Origin of the sequence: Pseudomonas sp. NY15374, from assembly GCF_048068255.1 — a bacterium.
In the GTDB taxonomy this organism is placed as follows: Bacteria; Pseudomonadota; Gammaproteobacteria; order Pseudomonadales; family Pseudomonadaceae; genus Aquipseudomonas; species Aquipseudomonas machongensis.
In genome coordinates this window covers 246,186-263,472 of record NZ_JBLUPZ010000004.1, presented here as the reverse complement: position 1 = coordinate 263,472, position 17,287 = coordinate 246,186, and the positions used below count along the sequence as shown (strand labels likewise).

At 59.2% G+C, this 17,287-nt stretch carries 15 protein-coding genes and 1 pseudogene; 6 read left to right on the top strand and 10 right to left on the bottom strand.

The features are described 5' to 3' along the window. Nucleotides 1-9: 9 nt before the first annotated feature. Entirely contained in the window at nt 10-543 is a 534-nt protein-coding gene (locus tag ACNFHO_RS12000) for an ATP-binding protein (protein WP_416766415.1), read from the bottom strand. Between the two features lie 544 nt (nt 544-1,087). Between ACNFHO_RS12000 and ACNFHO_RS11995 the strand changes: the two genes are divergently transcribed. After that, nucleotides 1,088-1,807, top strand: coding sequence for an HNH endonuclease (locus ACNFHO_RS11995; RefSeq protein WP_416766414.1), 720 nt, complete (start codon nt 1,088-1,090; stop codon nt 1,805-1,807). Nucleotides 1,808-2,013: 206 nt separating this feature from the next. On the opposite strand, the gene ACNFHO_RS11990 is transcribed toward ACNFHO_RS11995, so the two are convergent. The 9 genes and pseudogenes from ACNFHO_RS11990 to ACNFHO_RS11950 all read right to left on the bottom strand — a co-directional run bounded on the left by ACNFHO_RS11990 (nt 2,014) and on the right by ACNFHO_RS11950 (nt 10,818). Then, the gene (locus ACNFHO_RS11990) at nt 2,014-2,661 is read right to left on the bottom strand and encodes an HNH endonuclease (protein ID WP_416766412.1); all 648 of its coding nucleotides are present in this window, start codon (nt 2,659-2,661) and stop codon (nt 2,014-2,016) included. Nucleotides 2,662-2,664: 3 nt separating this feature from the next. Further along, on the bottom strand, nt 2,665-4,011 hold the full coding sequence (locus ACNFHO_RS11985) for an AAA family ATPase (RefSeq protein ID WP_416766410.1): 1,347 nt from the start codon (nt 4,009-4,011) through the stop codon (nt 2,665-2,667). A gap of 729 nt (nt 4,012-4,740) precedes the next feature. Then, nucleotides 4,741-4,985 (bottom strand): annotated as a pseudogene (locus ACNFHO_RS11980) (type II toxin-antitoxin system RelE family toxin). Continuing rightward, on the bottom strand, nt 4,975-5,214 hold the full coding sequence (locus ACNFHO_RS11975; RefSeq protein WP_060478286.1) for a type II toxin-antitoxin system RelB/DinJ family antitoxin: 240 nt from the start codon (nt 5,212-5,214) through the stop codon (nt 4,975-4,977). The pseudogene ACNFHO_RS11980 and the gene ACNFHO_RS11975 overlap by 11 nt, the downstream one beginning before the upstream one ends. Before the next feature lie 243 nt (nt 5,215-5,457). Then, nucleotides 5,458-6,111, bottom strand: a complete 654-nt coding sequence (locus ACNFHO_RS11970; protein WP_416766408.1) for a glycosyltransferase family 25 protein — start codon at nt 6,109-6,111, stop codon at nt 5,458-5,460. Between the two features lie 186 nt (nt 6,112-6,297). Beyond that, entirely contained in the window at nt 6,298-6,768 is a 471-nt protein-coding gene (locus ACNFHO_RS11965; RefSeq protein WP_416766407.1) for an arsenate reductase ArsC, read from the bottom strand. A gap of 27 nt (nt 6,769-6,795) precedes the next feature. After that, a complete protein-coding gene (locus ACNFHO_RS11960) occupies nt 6,796-8,079 on the bottom strand; it encodes an arsenic transporter (protein WP_416766516.1) in 1,284 nt (427 codons plus the stop codon). 18 nt (nt 8,080-8,097) lie between these two features. After that, nucleotides 8,098-8,445 carry a metalloregulator ArsR/SmtB family transcription factor gene (locus tag ACNFHO_RS11955; protein ID WP_416766405.1) on the bottom strand — a complete coding sequence of 116 codons (348 nt, stop codon included), beginning with the start codon at nt 8,443-8,445 and terminating at the stop codon, nt 8,098-8,100. Between the two features lie 75 nt (nt 8,446-8,520). Next, nucleotides 8,521-10,818 carry a TonB-dependent siderophore receptor gene (locus ACNFHO_RS11950; RefSeq protein ID WP_416766403.1) on the bottom strand — a complete coding sequence of 766 codons (2,298 nt, stop codon included), beginning with the start codon at nt 10,816-10,818 and terminating at the stop codon, nt 8,521-8,523. A 139-nt stretch (nt 10,819-10,957) separates the two neighbouring features. On the opposite strand from ACNFHO_RS11950, the gene ACNFHO_RS11945 reads away from it, so the two are divergent. From ACNFHO_RS11945 to ACNFHO_RS11925, 5 genes are all read left to right on the top strand, one after another. Then, on the top strand, nt 10,958-11,674 hold the full coding sequence (locus ACNFHO_RS11945) for a response regulator (RefSeq protein WP_416766402.1): 717 nt from the start codon (nt 10,958-10,960) through the stop codon (nt 11,672-11,674). A gap of 1 nt (nt 11,675) precedes the next feature. Then, entirely contained in the window at nt 11,676-13,043 is a 1,368-nt protein-coding gene (locus ACNFHO_RS11940; protein ID WP_416766401.1) for an ATP-binding protein, read from the top strand. Between the two features lie 100 nt (nt 13,044-13,143). Continuing rightward, entirely contained in the window at nt 13,144-13,659 is a 516-nt protein-coding gene (locus ACNFHO_RS11935; RefSeq protein WP_151925965.1) for a sigma-70 family RNA polymerase sigma factor, read from the top strand. Further along, nucleotides 13,656-14,624 (top strand): FecR domain-containing protein, encoded by a 969-nt coding sequence (locus ACNFHO_RS11930; protein ID WP_416766399.1) that lies wholly within the window; start codon nt 13,656-13,658, stop codon nt 14,622-14,624. The genes ACNFHO_RS11935 and ACNFHO_RS11930 overlap by 4 nt, the downstream gene beginning before the upstream one ends. A gap of 104 nt (nt 14,625-14,728) precedes the next feature. Continuing rightward, nucleotides 14,729-17,242 carry a TonB-dependent siderophore receptor gene (locus ACNFHO_RS11925; protein WP_416766397.1) on the top strand — a complete coding sequence of 838 codons (2,514 nt, stop codon included), beginning with the start codon at nt 14,729-14,731 and terminating at the stop codon, nt 17,240-17,242. Nucleotides 17,243-17,287 lie beyond the last annotated feature (45 nt).

Sequence of the window (17,287 nt, the reverse complement as noted above, 5' to 3'; positions counted from 1 at the left end):
CTAAGTCAGTCACCGTGAGCTAGACGTCAAAAGACTGGTGACCACTGCTGAAAACTCGAGAAAATCAGGCTGCTGCAAAACTTGGAAGGGAACACTAAGCTCTTGACAAACTTTCCGCGCTTGCGCTCTTTCATGCTCTAGGAATACGCCAATATCAACTACACTTTTCGCAGAATCTCTAGCTGCTAGGCGTGACTGTATAGTATTAACATCAGCCTCCAAGACCACCACACCTGTAATTTCTATATCCTGAAAAACAGAAGATTCCAACTTAACAAAATCTGAAGCAGCATTGATTAGAACAAAATGCCCATCCAGAATTAAAGGTTGCCCTCCCTTAATAATTCGTTTGACAGCAGACTTTAATGCGAGCTGATTTTCATCAACATCTTTAACTTTTTTATCTACACTCCAATCCGCGAGAGCTCGTTCTTTACGTATTAGCCCACTCGCACTCTCATACGCAACTGAAAACTCATCCGCATATCGCTGACAGAGAAAGCTCTTACCCACCCCATGAACCCCTGCCACAAATACTGTCATATATGCTCCAAAACATTGATCATCACATCATAACTGACACCGATTTTTGATAAAACTAGAAAAAAACCTAACCTAAAATATCGACATCAGTATAGTTGCATTCATCAAATTAACAAGATTTAAGGTGTGAGCGTTAGGCTTAGTGAGAGCGAAAGGCAAAGGGCAAAAATCTCCTGGATGGTCTGAGCATGCGACTGGCCAGAACAGCACGAAGGCGAGCCTGATTTATCCCAACTTTCAGTATAGATTCGGGTTTGAGGATGGCAAGTGGTTTTGAATTGAGCCGTACGCCGAATTTACTGCGACATCACAATAACTTTAGAACACAAATCTTCCAACTAAACAATCTTGCCTACTTGAAGTCAAATCAATTCACACGCACTATGGCCTGATCACAAAAATCCACAGAGGCCAACGCTCGCTACGGACTTTGATAAAATTTATAGGTTTGATTTATACTATGATCTGTCCGTTAGCTGAAACCTTTACGGTGTTGGCTCGTAAAATCTAATTAGGCGGATATCTAAATTCTTTAAGGAGGAAAATGTCAATCTCCCTCTCGTGCATTTTCTGTAAAAGCCATGAGGCTTCGTCCTTAGCACATATCGTCCCTGAGTCGTTAGGTGGAAAGAATGCACCGACGGGTAGACCAGGCGTCACCTGCGATAGCTGCAATCAATACTTTGGACAAAAAGTTGAGTCTAAAGCACTGCAAAGCTTCCCGTTCAGCGCCTATCGTATGATGAGGGGAATACCCTCAAAGAAGGGACGTTCCGTTCGTATGGATACTGAGCTGGGGCAACTAGAAGCCTCCATAACTCCTGGAGTAATTAAACTCGAGCCGCAGAACGATCAACTAAAGGCTTTTGTGGGACAAGGCCGGATTTCCCAATTCCATCTTATAGCCGAAGTCTCAGAACCACTAGCAGTGGCTCGGATGCTTCTTAAAATTGGACTTGAGCAGCTCGGTAAGAATTTTTATAACGTCGCTGTCTCCGATCGTATGAGTGAGGCTCGAGATTTCGCCCGGAGGCCTGGAAGAGGTGATCACTGGTGGTTTATTCTCCGCACTGAGCCTAGAGAGATCCTTGCGAATGTCCAGGACAACACTTCCATTGAGATCATAGAACAAGAGGATGTGCTTGTTTCGGTAATGCGCCTACCTGGAATTACTACTTTCGTCCCATTAGAAAAGCGAGCTTTGCCGCCAGCGGAAAAATCCCTATCGGCTCCAGAGTTTCGAATAATTCGAGCCACATGCTGATATTACTAAATAACATTGAGCCATCAAACGAATAATAGTCCACTGTATACTATGAGCTGTCGACTCAAACGTTGGGTGCAAAGGGCTAAAACTCATCAGCAGGCGGAGAATTTTTTGAGACAGTGATCTCAGATCACCGTCTCATCGGTTTGTGACCGGCAACCCGAGAACGAAAAGCACTGAGCGGACGCGAATTCACCAGATCATCAAAAGTCCGCGTTTACCGTAAACCTCAGCGTTCCCATAAATGCAGAAATCTGACCCGGAGTGGCGTTGGGAGGACATGCTTCGACAAACTCACTGAAGGTTTTCACAATTGCGTAATTGAAGTCCTCCCATTCGCCGAATGCATAGGAGAATCGCACTAAGTCACACATGATAAACGTCTCTTTGGCTTTATGATTATTTTTGGGCCGGTGGGTGATTTTTCCGGCGACAATTATAATTTCAAAATGCTCAGAATATTTATCGTGATGAGGGTGAACTATTGTGTACGCATCGGAGTTGATCGGTAGGGAAGCACGAGGACTAAGAGCGCGATGCAGCACATTTTTATCTAGCTTAGCGGTATTACACTCCTTGCATACCATCGCGAGGTTTAGAGGCTCATAGAGGAAGCGCGGGTAAACTGCCTTGGGAATGATATGCTCTACATCCCAGGTAAGCCCATGATTCTCTTTTTTTTCCATGCGGCAGTAGGCGCACCGATATTTTTGCTCTGCTAGGTAATGGGTACGTATTGTCCTCCGCAGTTCGACAATCGGACCGTCGGTCTGATTCCACTCCGTATGCGATACACCATCATAGCGGTTAACGTAGTTAAGGTTATCTCCAACGAAAACGACTGGCCGCATTTCCTACCTCAACATCTGAACTTGATCAATGAGGTGGCGCACCGGGTCTCGTGAAGAAAGCCTTTCCCGAACCTGCAACAGCATTATGACTTGCTGCTCATCTTCATTGGTTAAGGTGGCGCGGCGGGAGAGTTTTGTGAGGAGCGTCAAAGCTATTCTAATCAAATACTCGTTATTGAATCCTGGGGTGTTGAACACTTGGGCCAACTGAAAGTCAGCAGAGCGATTAGCATACTCATGCGACTTGTAGATAATTTTGTCTTCTAAGCTCAGAACGTACCCATTATCGCTGGTGAGACCAGCAACAATTTGAGGCGAATGGGTAGCGATTACGAAGTGGCAGCCTTTAAATTGCTCAAACGCTTTTTGTAGGTGGCCGATAATATCGCTTTGCCATTGTGGGTGAAGGCTAATTTCGGGCTCATCAATGCAGATGAGCGCATCATCCTGTATAGAACCAGCGATACCCAAAATCATCACTAGCATGCACTGCTGTCCGGAGCTCGCTTGAGAAAGCTTTAGCCGACTTTTTGTAGACTTGACGCTCAAGGTGAGATCGGTAACACGGACAGCACCGTGTTCCAATGCATAAGCCAACTCACGCAGATCAAAAGCATGGTGCGTCCGACTACCATGAGTCAGATGAATCTCATAATTAATGCTTTTACGATTATTTATATACTTTAGTATTGGATATAATCGATCTATTAAATATTGATTTTTGCTGATCTTTTTGCTTGACGAATAACTATTTTCATCCAAATTAATTACTGCTTGCTCTTCGGCCTCTTGCTTCCTCCAGTATTGCTTAAACTTTGGATCAAGAGTGACATTAAACTCTAAGAGAGGCTCAAAATCTAAATACTCAAAAATATTAGCCATGCTGGAAAATTTCCAGCTATGGGCTTCAAGCCCACTGATAATAGATGCCAGGCTACGTGTTAGGGAAGATAGGTTGCCATGCTCGGAAGGAGCAATATAATGATAGCGCTCGAAAAGCGACATGGTCTCGCGCGGTTTGGGAAAACGATCATGGCGACCTGTAGATACAGCGATTACTATACTGGGTGTTTCTTCAGAATACGGCGAGAGGATTAGCTCCTCGGAGGGTGACGACGTACTGTAATTGCTCCATGACTTAGAATTATTTCTGTCCTGATAACGTTCCCTATCTGACAACTGTTCATTGTCAAATATATAATGACTCGCAATTTTTCTCAGCAGACGACTTTTGCCCGTCGCATTTTGCCCCACGACAAGGCTGAACACATTATTTCCATATGGATCGGCGCTAAGTGTTAGAGGCACCCAAGTATGATCCGTCGCGACTGCTTCAATAATAAATGCCATTCCATGCTCACTGTTGTGTAAATCGGCCGTTAAAGAAATCCTTCCGAACCGATAGATTGCAATATCACCGTTTGAGCCGTTTCTAGTGACGGTAACTCGTCTTGGGCCAAAAAGCGCGGCGCTATCAGTAGTACACGCATCAGCCTATCAATTTACTGACTCCGGTGAAAACCTGTGAATCCTACGCCATAAGCAGCTAGCCGCACAATCGGGCGCATAGCGCTAGGTGGAGTGGTGATGGCTTCTGAAACTTTGTCGCGGATGGTATCGATCACTGATCACTAGGCCGTCTTGAAGTAAAACCACACCGACTCAGTAGAGAGAATCTTTTATTCGAGTCGCTGACCTTCTTGGGTCAATTGCAGTCTATTCATCGTAAAGGCCGCTTCGGTCGGTGACTTTTGCATACCCTCATCAAAGCTACCCCTAACAGGTAAGCACGATAGACTGCCATACGTAGGGCAACATCATTCATTTAGTTCTCCCATCGCCTGTAAACAACTGGGTGAATTCATAAGGATAAATTTAGAGATAGGAGACCTCAGACCTAAAAATAAAATCATTTGAATTCATATAGTTATAAATATTTTCGACTCCTGGTGCCGCATCCAGACCCGCTGCATACCAACGAATCCCCCCAACGCCACCACAACCCGCCCTTTGGCAATTTCTTCGTTATGACGTTTTACCTACCACTCGCTCTGCCGCCTTGCGATAAACCTGTTCTCGCTAGCGCTTATCCACAGCTACCACAAAAACGATAACCTCCTGATCGATCACCTCGTAGACCAATCGGTAGCCGCGGCTGCGCAGCTTGATCTTGTAGCAGTCCGGCAAGCTATGCAGCCGGTTCGCTTCGATCCTCGGATTCAGTAAAACCGAGACGAGTTTTTCTTGAGTGGCTGCCGGACCGTATCCCCCAGCTTTTGCCATTCCTTTAGCGCTCGCGCATCGAACTCAAGGCTATAGGTCATCCAGAGAAACCTTCACTCGCTGAGGGTCGGCAAGGCGCTCGCGAACGGTCGCTAGCAGCGCCTCATCCTCATCGGTCATGAGGACAGGTTTAAAAGGCAGCTGCCCGCGCTCGGCGACGTACTGCAATGCTTGGCGCATAAGCTCGGAGGGTGTAACACCCAACCGCTCAAGCTCACGATAGGCTCGGATTTTGAGATCGTCGTCGATACGAACATTGATGGATGCCATGGTGGCTTGCTCACTGTAATGACAATGGTCTTTACAGTGACGTAATTCCGGGCACCAGACAAGTGGCTTAGGAGCACAAGCCGACGAAGGACAAAGCCCAGGGAGCGCGAGTACAAGCTCTTCAGCCGCGAAGGCCTGACCGCCCTTGGCAGCTATCCGGTGGTCGGGATGGGGACGGCACGCCGCAAGCGCTTCGAGATCAAACAGCGGCTCGCCAACGGCATGGATCCCATCCCCCTCCGGTCAGAAATCCAAACGCAGCACAGTGCGCCAAAAGTTCTTCAGCGGCGAACGCCAGTGCTTGCGCCAGTTACGCTCCCACCAGTCGTCTTCGTTCTTCACCACGTCCTCAAGATCGCTACCCGTGACAGCAGCAGCATGCTGGCGAAACATCATCGGGAACACGCAGTGTTGCCGGATACGTCGCTTGAACATCACGTCCACGGGCGTGCCGTCGTACGGCGTCTGGGCCAGGATCGCGCAGCCTTTACGTGACAGCACGTATGCATGAAGCGCCACCACGCGGCCCCGGGCAATGAACGGGAACCAGGTCAACCAGGTTCGGCCCATGCTGTAGCCGAGGTGCAAGGCCTCGAAACGATGGCGACGCATGAAGCGGTTTACCCAGGCTATCCGCGAGGCTTTCAGCTCGTAGGGCATCACGTCATCTTCAAAAATCAGAACCCGCTCCAGGCCCTCCTCGAGTGCGCGCTGGGCGAGTTGCTGGTGCGACTCGTAGCAGCCGCGTTTGGGGTCGCCGTGCTTCTGGACGACATGAAAAATCACCGGGTTGTCGAGCACCTTGCCAATGCTCTTCCTGAACAACTCACGCCTGTCACTCCGTGCATCGAGCGAGATGCAATAGACGGCGTCAACATCGAAATGAATCCTGCCCACCAATCAATCCCTTTAACTACTGCCTGTCATATGGTGGTGCTGAATAGAGCGGCAATAATATCGGGAGAATCTGATATCACAAAGCCATGCTTGCGTTGTCTACCTGGGCGCATCCGGTGGCTGTCCGGGCAGGTCGTCGAACAGCGACAGGTCGAGGTTGGGCAGCATGTCTGACATGGTCCCTCCTCAGAGCGTGCCGATACGATCCAGCTCGCGCTTGAGCTGATCACGGTCGAGTGCATCCGGACGCAGCGCAAAGAACGCCTCGAAACGCCGTTGAATATGCGCGAGGGTCGCCCGGAACGCGGCGTCGATCGTGGCATCGTCGCCCACCACGTCGGAAGGGTCTTCCAACCCCCAGTGGGCCTTGAGCGCCGGGCCGAAGTACACCGGGCACGCTTCGCCAGCGGCCTTGTCGCAGACGGTGATGACGATGTCTGGCGGGTTGCCTTCGAAGGCTTCGTTGCCTTTGCTGCTCAGGCCATCGATGGCGATGCCGGCTTGCTGCAGGGTCTGCAGGCTGCGCGGGAGCACCTGGCCTCGTGGGAAGCTGCCGGCGCTGACGGCTTCGTAGCCTTGCGGGGCGAGGTGGTTGAACAGGGCTTCGCACAGAATGCTGCGACAGCTGTTGGCCGTGCACATGAACAGGATTCGCATCGTTCGCTCCCCGCCGGGTGGCGGTTATCAAAGGCCCAGGCGCAGTGCCAGGGCGGAAAGGGTGATCAGCAGCACCGGCAGGGTCAGCAGGATGCCGACCTTGAAGTAGTACCCCCAAGTGATGCGCATGCCTTTGCGTGCCAGCACGTGCAGCCAGAGCAACGTGGCGAGGCTGCCGATGGGGGTGATCTTCGGGCCGAGGTCGCAGCCGATGACGTTGGCGTAGATCATCGCGTCGCGCACCAGCCCTTCGGCGCCGCTGGCCTGGATCGACAAGGCGCCGACCAGCACGCTGGGCAGGTTGTTCATCACCGACGACAGCAACGCCGCGATCAGGCCGGTGCCGAGGGTGGCTGTCCACAGGCCGTGGGCAGCGAGGCGGTCGAGTACTGTGGCGAGGGCGTCGGTCATGCCGGCGTTGCGCAGGCCGTACACCACCAGGTACATGCCCAGCGAGAACACCACAATCTGCCAGGGCGCTTCGCGCAGCACGCGGCGGGTGGAAATTACGTGGCCGCGGGCGGCGACGGCGAACAGCACGGCGGCGCAGGCTGCGGCCACGGCGCTGACCGGGATGCCCAGCGGCTCGAGCACGAACAGGCCCACCAGCAGCGCCAACAACACCACCCAGCCGACGCGGAAGGTCGCGCGGTCGCGGATGGCCAGGGCGGGGGCCTTGAGGTCATCCAGGGCATAGCGCGCCGGGATGTCGCGCCGGAAGTACAGGAACAGCACCAGCAGCGTAGCAGCCACGGCCACCAGGTTGACTGGCAGCATCACCGAGGCATAGGTGCTGAAGCCTAGCCCGAAGTAGTCAGCGGAGACGATGTTCACCAGGTTCGACACCACCAGCGGCAGGCTGGCGGTGTCGGCGATGAAGCCTGCGGCCATGACGAAGGCCAGGGTCGCGCCGGGCGAGAAGCGCAGCGCCAGCAGCATCGACATGACGATGGGGGTGAGGATCAGCGCGGCGCCGTCATTGGCGAACAGAGCAGACACTGCGGCGCCCAGCAGCACGATGAAGGCGAACAAGCGGCGTCCGCTGCCGCGGGCCCAGCGCGCCACATGCAGGGCGGACCACTCGAAGAAGCCGGCCTCGTCGAGCAGCAGGCTGACGATGATGACGGCGATGAAGGTGGCCGTGGCATTCCAGATGATCGCCCAGACGGCGGGTATGTCGTGCAACGACACCGCGCCGAACAGCAGCGCCAGCAGTGCGCCGAAACTGGCGCTCCAGCCGACGCCAAGCCCCTTGGGCTGCCAGATGACCAGGATGAGGGTGAAGACGAAGACGCAGGCGGCGATCAGCATCGGCAGGTACTCGTCCACTCAGCAGCCGGCAGCGGCACGGACGGGGCGATCGTCCATGTGCTGCAGGCGGGCGATGTTGTCCTGGAGCCAGGCGGCATTGGCCTGGGCGGTGCCTTGCAACAGCTCGCTGACCCAGGCGGGCAGTTCAGGGTTGAGGCGGTAGTACACCCACTGCCCCTGGCGGAGGTCCAGCAACAGGCCGGCGCTGCGCAACTGGGCGAGGTGGCGGCTGATTTTCGGCTGGCTGTCGTCGAGGGCGCACATCAGTTCGCACACACACAGTTCGCCAAGGCGAGCGATCAGCAAGGTGGCGCGAACGCGGGTCTCGTCGGCGAGGGACTTGAAGACCTGGGTGGGGGTGATCATGGGAGGCACCTGAACATATGGAAATCCGAATATACGGATTTCCATATGTAGATTGCAACAGGTGCTTTTGTTTGATCAGAACGCCGTGCTGACGGTCAGCGACAGGTTGCGCGGATCGCCATAGATCGCCCCGGCGTAGAAGCCGTAGCGGGTGTAGTAGTGCTTGTCGAACAGGTTGTTGGCATTGAGGCTGACGCTGGTGTCATCGGTCAGCTGGTACTTGGCCATGGCATTCCAGATCGCATAGCCCGACCAGTTGACGTCACTCGAGCTACGGCTGACACCGTTGGTCGGCTGGCCAGCTGGGGTGGACAGGGCGCGGATGTTGGTCTGCGCGGTGACGCCGGTGCCGAGGGTCAGGCGGTCGAGCGGGCCGGACAGGCGGTAGGTGGTCGAGGCCTTGAACAGGTGCGACGGATCGCTGCGCCCGTCGCTGTCGAGGCGGCGGAAGTGCAGGTAGGTGTAGCCGGCGTAGACGTTCCAGTTCTCGGTCAGGGCGCCTGCGAGTTCCAGGTCGATACCGTCGGTTTCCTGGCCGGAACCTGCCTTGTAGGCGGTGGCGCCGGTCGGGGTCAGCAGGTCGCCGTCGGTGACTGCCTTGTTCTCCTGCTTGGTGCGGAAGTACGCCGCCGAGGCGTTCAGGCGGCCGTCGAACCAGGCGGCCTTGATGCCGGTCTCGTAGCTCTGGCCGCGGATCGGCTCGACCTTGGTGCCGCTGGCGGTCTCTTCGGTCTGCGGGTTGAAGATGTCGGTGTAGCTGGCGTACACCGAGTAGGTGTCGTTGAGGTCATACACCGCGCCCAGGTAAGGGGTGACGATGCCGTTGTTCTGCTGGTTGCTGCGCACGCCGCTGACGTTGCGGGTGGTGGCCGAGTAGTCAGTGCTGCGCACGCCGAGGATCACCGACAGCGGGTCGGTGATGCTCAGGCGGGTAGCGGCGTACATGCCTTGCAGGCGGGTGGTGGTCTTGCTGTGGCGGCCGGTCTGCGAGGCGAGCATGTCGTAGTCGCTGTCCACGCCGTTGAGCCAGTTGCTCAGGGGCAGGCCGTTGTTGGCGCGGAACTGGCAGCCCAGGGCCGGAGCGCTGACGCTGTTGGCGCTGACCATGGTGCAGGTGTATTCCGGCGACCAGGCCACGGTGCGGCTGTCGTTGTAGCCGACCATCGCCTGGTGGGTGCGGCCGAACATCTGGAACGGGCCAGACAGGTCGATCTGCGCCGATTGCTGGGTGGTGTCGCTGGAGCTGTGCAGGCCGTTGAGCACCGCGCCGCTGCCATCCTGGTCCCAGTAGCCGCCGTAGACGCCGCGCCCGGACGAGTTGACCTTGGCCAGGCCGCGATGGTTGAGGGCATCGCTGGTGCTCTGCGAGCCTTTCAGGTCCAGGGTCCAGTCGTTGTCGAAGCGGTGCTGCAGCGAGCCGAAGGTGGTGCGGGTGATGTACTCGCCGAAGCTCCAGCTGGGCACCACGTTGGTGCTGCGCGGCAGGTCGGTCTTGCTGCCGTCGCCATACCAGATCGGGATGTTGGCGCCCCAGCCGCCGCCGACCACCTTGTTGTATTCGTACTGGTAACCGGCGCCGAGGGTGGTGGCGTCGTCCAGGTCGAACTCGAAGTTGGCCAGCGCTGCACGGGCGCGCTCGGACTGGTTGTCGCGGAACGAGTTGGCATCCTGCTGGGTGACCACGAAGCGCGAGCGCAGGCGGCCGTCTTCGGAGAGCGGCAGGTTGAGGTCAGCGCCCAGGCGGCGTTTGTCCCAGCTGCCGTAAGTGGCATAGGCGCTGCCGCCGAAGGTGCGGGTCGGCGCCTTGCGGATCAGGTTGACCGTCGCCGACGGGTCACCGGTGCCGCCGAGCAGGCCGTTGGCACCACGGACGATGTCGATGCGCTCGTACAGGTCGAGGTTCAGCGCGTTGCCGCTGCCGCTGAAGTCAGAGCCGCCGGGGAACTGCAGGCCATCGATCTTCCAGTTGCTGATCGAATAGCCACGGGCGCGGAAATCGGTACGCCCGCCCACTTCCATCTTGCTGACGCTGATCCCCGGCGCGGTATCCAGCGCCTGCTCGATGCTGTGCACATCGCGGTCGTCCATTTGCTGGCGGGTGATGCTGGTCACCGACTGCGGGGTCTGGCGCGGGGTCAGGTTCAGGCCGGTGGAACTGCGCGTGCTCTCGACGGTGTAGCCGAGCTGGCCGGCGTCGTCGGCACTGGGCAGCGCGCTGTCTTCAATGTTGGTGGCGCCCAGTTCCAGGGGCTGGGGGTCAGCCGCAAAGGCGCCTGCGGACAGGCTGAAGGCGATACACAAGGCAAGCGGCGAGAGGCGGCTGCCACCGCGGGTGAAGCGGGCGCAGGCGTCGGGGATGCTCTGAGGTTTCATTTGGGAAGGCTTCGTATTCGCAGATGGTTTTTGCTACGATTCTAGGGATGTGCCCTCTGGGCTCCATCCCCGGCTTGTACGGGGATGTAATGGAACGTAACGGGCGCCTTTCAAGCGCCCCTGACAGGTGTCCCCCGCAATGAGCACAACCTTGCTGGTTGTCGACGATGACGACGAGATCCGCGAACTTCTCTGCGATTACCTGACCGATGCCGGCTACTACGTGCTGGCTGCCGCCGATGGCGAACAGATGCGCCAGCAAATGGCGCGGCACAAGGTCGAGCTGGTGGTGCTCGACCTGATGCTGCCCGGCGAAGACGGCCTCAGCCTGTGTCGACAGTTGCAGGCGCAGCCGGGCCTGGCGGTGATCATGCTGTCGGCCAAAGGCAGCACGCTGGACCGTATCATCGGCCTGGAAGTGGGCGCCGACGACTACCTGTCCAAGCCCTTCGAGCCCCGTGAACTCATTGCCCGCATCAAGGCCGTCCTGCGCCGCCCGCAGCGCCTCGACACACCCAGCGAAGAGCCCGCCAGCCAGGCGCAGCAGTTCGCAGGGTTCAGCCTCGACCACATCAAGCGCCTGCTCACTCACCCTGACGGCCAGGCCCTCACCCTGCCCCGCTCCGATTACCGCGTGCTGCGCGAGCTGCTCGAGGCCAACAACCGCGTGGTATCGCGCGATCACCTGACGCGCAGCGCCTTTGGCCGTGACCACCTGCCCGACGACCGCTCGGTGGACATGTGCATCAGCCGCCTGCGCCAGCACCTGCGCCGCGCCGTCAATGGCAGCGCGCAGATCCTCACCATTCGCAACGAAGGCTACCTGCTCAGCATCGCCCGCGAGCCAGGCGCCTGACGTGCGCCTGTTGCGCCGGCTATGGCCAAGGACGCTGTTCGGCCAACTGCTGCTGATCATGATCAGTGGCACCCTGCTGATCCAGTTGATGTCCAGCAGCATCTGGTTCGACGTGCGCTTCGCCCAGGTGTTCGAAGCCCCGGTGCGGCTGATCGCTGCGCGCAGTGCCCCGCTGATCGCCCAGGCGGGCTGTCACGCCGGCCAGTTGCAGGTGCCGCCGCGCTATCACCTGCGCTGCGCCGAATCGCTGCCCAACGCCCAGCGTGATGACCGACGCGGGCGGCACCGCATCGAACTGCTGCTGCACCAGGCGCTGGCCTACGAACTCGGCCACGACCAGCCGGCGCGCCTGCTAAAGGTGCAACTGACCGATGAGCTTGGTCAGCCGATCGTCTGGCGCAGCCTGTTCGGCCTGCGTACCGCCCAGGCGCACCTGCAGTTCGCCGTGCCGATGGAGGACGGCCACTGGCTGGTGATCGACGGCGAAGAGTTGCAGGGCTGGAGTGGCGAGTCGGCCTGGGTGCTGATCAGCGACTACCTGCTGCGGGTATACGCTTTGCGCATCGTCGCCGTGCTGCTGGTGTGCCTGGTGGCCGTGCGCCTGTGCCTGCGCCCACTGCGCCGTCTGGCCGATGCTGCCCGCGGCCTGGGCCGCAACCTGGAGCAACCCGCCCTGCCGCTGGAAGGCCCCGAGGAAGTGCGCCAGGCGGCGCAGGCGTTCAACGCCATGCAGCAGCGGTTGATCGCCATGGTCAACGACAAGGCCTACTTTCTCGCTGCGGTCTCCCACGACCTGCGCACGCCGCTGACCCGCATGCGCCTGCGCCTGGAGCGGCTGGAGGATGGCGAACACAAAGAGCGCCTGCGGCAGAACATCGTGCAGATGGACGGCATGATTGGCCAGGTGCTGGACTACTTGCGGGCCGGCGAGCAACAGAACCTGCAGGAGGTGGACCTGGACCGACTGGTGGCGCGCCTGTGCGCCGACCTGGCCAGCGCCGAAGAGCCGCTGCCGATCCAGGGTGAAGTGGGCAAGGTGAAGGTCGATGCCTTGCTGATGCAGCGGTGCCTGCAGAACCTGCTGGTCAATGCCCTGCGTTATGGCAAGGCGGTTTCGCTGCGGCTCGAGGCGGATGCGGCGCAGGTGCGGATTCATGTCGAGGATCGCGGGCCGGGTATTGCCGTGGGCCTGCTGGACACCGTGACCGATCCGTTCGTGCGTGGAGAGGGCTCGCGCAACCAGGCGTCCGGTGGGTATGGCCTGGGGCTGAGCATTGCCCAGCGGATTGCGGCCAGCCATGGCGGTGAGTTGCGACTTTCCAATCGCGATGGCGGTGGGCTGGAAGCGACTGTGGTGTTGCCACGCTAGCACCAGCCCGCCCACAGCGCACACCTCAAGCCCCCCATTGCCAAACCCTGCCCAAAAGAGTTCAAATCGCACTAATTCCCATTAACAACTCCCCTCCCCCATGCCCCCCACCGATTCTGCCCTGCGCTCCGCCACCGAGGCTCTCTACCTCACCCACAGCGCCTGGCTGCGTGGCTGGCTGCGCAAGCGTCTGGACTCCACCAGCGATGCCGCCGACCTGGTACAAGACACCTTCGTGCGGGTCATCAAGGCGCGTCGTGCCCTGGATATCCGCGAGCCGCGCCAGTATCTGAGCACCGTCGCCAAAGGTCTGGTCATCGACCTGTTCCGCCGCCGGGCGCTGGAGCAGAGCTATCTCGAGGCGCTGGCCTCCCTGCCCGCCTGCGACCACCCATCCGAGGAAGACCAGGCGATCGTTCTGGAAACCTTGATGGAAATCGATCGCATGCTAGACAGCCTGGGCGACAAGGTGCGTCAGACGTTCATCCTGTCACAGTTCGAGGGGCTGACGTATCCGCAGATCGCCGAGCGCCTGGGCGTCTCGGTACGCACGGTGAACAACCACATGGCCAAGGCGATGGAGCAGTGCTGCCTGATGCGCCTGGGGCTGCTGTGAGCGCCGTGTCATCGCCGTTGAGCACAGCGCAGCGCGAGGCGTTGCGCTGTGCGGCGCAGTGGTATGCGCGGCTGTCGTCGGGGCTCGAGGATGCGGGCGAGCAGCAGCGCTGGCAGCGCTGGCACGATGCAGATCCTCTGCACCAGCAGGCCTGGCAACAGGTTGAGGCGGTTCGGCGGATGGTCGAGGGGGTGCCACGGCAGATTGCAGCGCCGGCCCTGCGTCAGGCGCGGGAGTCGCGCAGGCGGGTGCTGCGTCAGTTGCTGGTGCTGGCGGGCGTCGGTGTGGTGGGTATAGGCGGCTGGAGAAGCGAGCTGCGAACAACGCTGATGGCCAGCGTGCACACCGGGGTCGGCGAGCAGCGTGAGGTGGTGCTGGAGGATGGCAGCCAGATCCTGCTGGACAGCCGTTCGGCCCTGGATGTGCGCTTTGACGCAGAACAGCGTGTACTGCGTCTGCTGAGCGGGCGGGTGCTGGTGCAAACGGCCGCTGACGCCCTGGCGCGTCCGTTTCTGGTAGAGGTGTCGCAGGGGCAAGTGCAGGCTTTGGGCACCCGCTTCACGGTCGACGCCGACGAGCGCTTCTGCGAGGTGACGGTGCTGGAAAAGGCCGTACAGGTGCGTCCGCTGAACAGCGCACAAACCCTGCGTCTGGAAGCGGGTCAGCAGGTGCGGTTTGATCGCTCTCGGCTTGGAGAGCCGTGGCGCAGCGACGCTTCGGTGGCGTCGTGGCAAACGGGTAGCCTGATAGCCATCAACCGGCCGCTGGGCGACTTGCTGGAAGAACTGTCGCGCTACCGGCGTGGCTGGCTGCGCTGTGATCCATCGATTGCCGGGCTGCGGATTTCCGGGGCCTTTCCGCTACACGACATCGACCTCACCCTCGCCGCATTGGCCAGCGGTTTCGAGCTGCGCATCGTGCGGCGTACCGATTACTGGGTCAGTGTCATGCCTCGGGTCAGTTGAGGCGTCGCGAAAAAAAACACATCTGCGTTGCACTTTTTTCTCACGTCCTTCGGCCATTGCTCAGACATCTGCCGTTTGAGCGGATCAATTGGGGGAGGACCATCATGACGTACCCGTATGCGCGCCGACTGAAACCGGTGGCCGCAGCCATTCACCTGGGGTTTTGCAGTGTGGCCCTGACCACGCTGGCGGCGTTCGCCCATGCAGCCGAAGTCAGTGAGCTGCGCCAGTACCAGACTCCTGCCGGCAGCCTGACGGAGGCACTCAGCGCCTTTGCATCGGCCTCGGGCAGTGCCTTTTCCTTCGATGCCGCCTTGACCGACGGCCATCGCTCGCCGGGGCTGCAAGGCCGCTACAGCGTTGCCCAGGGCTTCGCGCTGCTGCTGCAAGGCACAGGGTTGCAGGTGGTCGCGCAGAGCAATGGCAGTTATGTGCTGCGCCCGTCGCCGCGCAATGACGGCTCGCTGGAGCTGGACGCCACGACCATCTCCAGTCAGCGCCTGGACGCCACCTCCGAAGGCACCGGGACCTACGCCGCGCGGGCGGTGACCATCGGCAAGGGCACACACACGCTGCGCGAGACACCCCAGGCGGTGACCGTGCTGACCCGCAAGTACATGGACGACCAGAACATCAACACCATCGACCAGGCGATGGAGAAAACCCCGGGTATCGCGGTGTACGAATCGCCCATGGGCGGCAAGTACTTCTATTCGCGTGGTTTCATGATGCAGGGCCAGTACCAGTACGACGGCGTGCCGCTGGATGTGGGCGGCGAGTATGTACAGGCCAACAGCTTCTCGGGCGACATGGCCTACTACGACCGGGTCGAAGTGCTCAAGGGCGCGGCGGGCATGATGAAGGGCTCGGGCAGCTCGGCGGGCGGGGTCAATTTCGTGCGCAAACGCGGCCAGAGCACGCCCACCACCAGCCTGAGCCTGTCGGCGGGCTCCTGGGACAACTACCGCAGCCAGATCGATACCGGTGGCCCGCTCAACGCCTCGGGCACGCTGCGTGGCCGGGCGGTGGTAGCGTTGCAGGATCGCCAGTACTTCTACGACCTGGGTAAACGCAAGGACCAGATCCTCTACGGCGCCCTGGACTACGACCTGACGCCGGATACCACCCTGGGCTTAGGCGTCGCCTACGAGCGGCTCGACGCCCGGCCCTGCTGGCACGGCCTGCCAAGGGGGAGCGATGGCAAGGACCTGAAGCTGAGTCGCTCGACCTGCCTGGGCGCTTCGTGGAACACCTGGGACAGCCAGCGCACCACGGTGTTCGCCGACCTCAAGCACCAGTTGAACGATGAGTGGGCGTTCAAGTTCGCCGGGGCCTGGACCCACAACGACCAGGACATCAAGTACGCCCTTTCCGAGACCCCTGGCGGGGTGCCTGCAGGGGCGACCTCGGCGCCATCCTCGGTGTACTCGGGCCTGTTCGACTATGACCAGACCGACTACGGTTTCGACGCGTATCTGGATGGCAAATTCGATGCCTTCGGCCTGCAGCATGAATTGGTCGTAGGCGCCAACGCCAGCCGCGCCCGGACCCGCGACCACTGGGCGCTGATCAACATGACCGGCCTACTCGGCGCGTCGCAGGATCCGTTCAATCCCAACCCGCACATCCCCGAGCCCAGCGATGGCTTCTACGCGCCCAACGCTTACCGTGGCGGCCCCTTCCCGACCGAGACCGACACCCGGCAATTCGGCACCTACGCCACGCTTCGCCTGAAGCTGGCCGAGCCGTTGACCCTGGTGCTGGGTTCGCGCGTCAGTTGGTACCGCAACAGTCGAGACTCCTACACCCAAGCATGGGATTACTGGCAGCACGACCGCAGCCAGGAGAACGGTGAAGTGACGCCATTCGGCGCGCTCATCTACGACCTGAACGACAACTGGTCGGTCTACACCAGCTATGCCGCGATCTTCCAGCCGCAGAGCACTTACACCGACCAGGCAGGCAGCCCCTTGCAGCCCAAGACCGGCGCGAGCTACGAGCTGGGGATCAAGGGCGAACTGCTGGATGGGCGCGTGAACACCTCGTTCAACCTGTTCCGCACCGTCGAGGAACATCGCGCGGAGGCCAACTACGACAGCAGCTGCCCAGGGTCTTCGGACGGCTTCTGCTACAGCGATGTGGGCAAGGTCCGGGCACAGGGTTTCGAGGCCGAAATCAGTGGCGAGGTGATCGAGCGCTTGCAGGTGCTGGCGGGCTATACCTACACCCAGACCAAGTACCTGGACAGCACCAGTGCCAATCCGCAGGAGCCGGCGTTTTCCACCACCTACTTCCCGCGTCACCTGTTCCGGGCCTCGGCGGACTACCAACTGACGGGAGCACTGGAGCGCTGGAGCGTGGGTGCAGGGGTAACGGCGCAGAGTGATGTCGCATTCCGGGATGGCAATATCAGGCCCGTGGCAGTGAAATCCGTCCAGCCGGGGTATGGCATCTGGAGTGGACGGATCGGCTATCGGATCGACGAGAACTGGTCGCTGGCGCTCAATGGCAACAACCTCTTCGACAAGAAGTACTACCAGAGTGTGGGGGCGGTTTCGTGGGGTAACTTCTATGGTGAGCCGCGCAACTTCACAGTGACGCTCAGAGGCAACTTCTGATGTAGGGCTTCATTGCCAAGGGCCGTGGACTAAGTGTGGGAGCGC

What these genes read in the sequence shown, in the direction of transcription:
- ACNFHO_RS11935 (WP_151925965.1), top strand. Translation starts at nt 13,144, where the DNA reads ATGCCCCCCACCGATTCTGCCCTGCGCTCCGCCACCGAGGCTCTCTAC.
- ACNFHO_RS11990 (WP_416766412.1), bottom strand. Translation starts at nt 2,661, where the DNA reads ATGCGGCCAGTCGTTTTCGTTGGAGATAACCTTAACTACGTTAACCGC.
- ACNFHO_RS11950 (WP_416766403.1), bottom strand. Translation starts at nt 10,818, where the DNA reads ATGAAACCTCAGAGCATCCCCGACGCCTGCGCCCGCTTCACCCGCGGT.
- ACNFHO_RS11965 (WP_416766407.1), bottom strand. Translation starts at nt 6,768, where the DNA reads ATGCGAATCCTGTTCATGTGCACGGCCAACAGCTGTCGCAGCATTCTG.
- ACNFHO_RS11995 (WP_416766414.1), top strand. Translation starts at nt 1,088, where the DNA reads ATGTCAATCTCCCTCTCGTGCATTTTCTGTAAAAGCCATGAGGCTTCG.
- ACNFHO_RS11975 (WP_060478286.1), bottom strand. Translation starts at nt 5,214, where the DNA reads ATGGCATCCATCAATGTTCGTATCGACGACGATCTCAAAATCCGAGCC.
- ACNFHO_RS11945 (WP_416766402.1), top strand. Translation starts at nt 10,958, where the DNA reads ATGAGCACAACCTTGCTGGTTGTCGACGATGACGACGAGATCCGCGAA.
- ACNFHO_RS11955 (WP_416766405.1), bottom strand. Translation starts at nt 8,445, where the DNA reads ATGATCACCCCCACCCAGGTCTTCAAGTCCCTCGCCGACGAGACCCGC.
- ACNFHO_RS11960 (WP_416766516.1), bottom strand. Translation starts at nt 8,079, where the DNA reads ATGCTGATCGCCGCCTGCGTCTTCGTCTTCACCCTCATCCTGGTCATC.
- ACNFHO_RS11985 (WP_416766410.1), bottom strand. Translation starts at nt 4,011, where the DNA reads ATGGCATTTATTATTGAAGCAGTCGCGACGGATCATACTTGGGTGCCT.
- ACNFHO_RS12000 (WP_416766415.1), bottom strand. Translation starts at nt 543, where the DNA reads ATGACAGTATTTGTGGCAGGGGTTCATGGGGTGGGTAAGAGCTTTCTC.
- ACNFHO_RS11925 (WP_416766397.1), top strand. Translation starts at nt 14,729, where the DNA reads ATGACGTACCCGTATGCGCGCCGACTGAAACCGGTGGCCGCAGCCATT.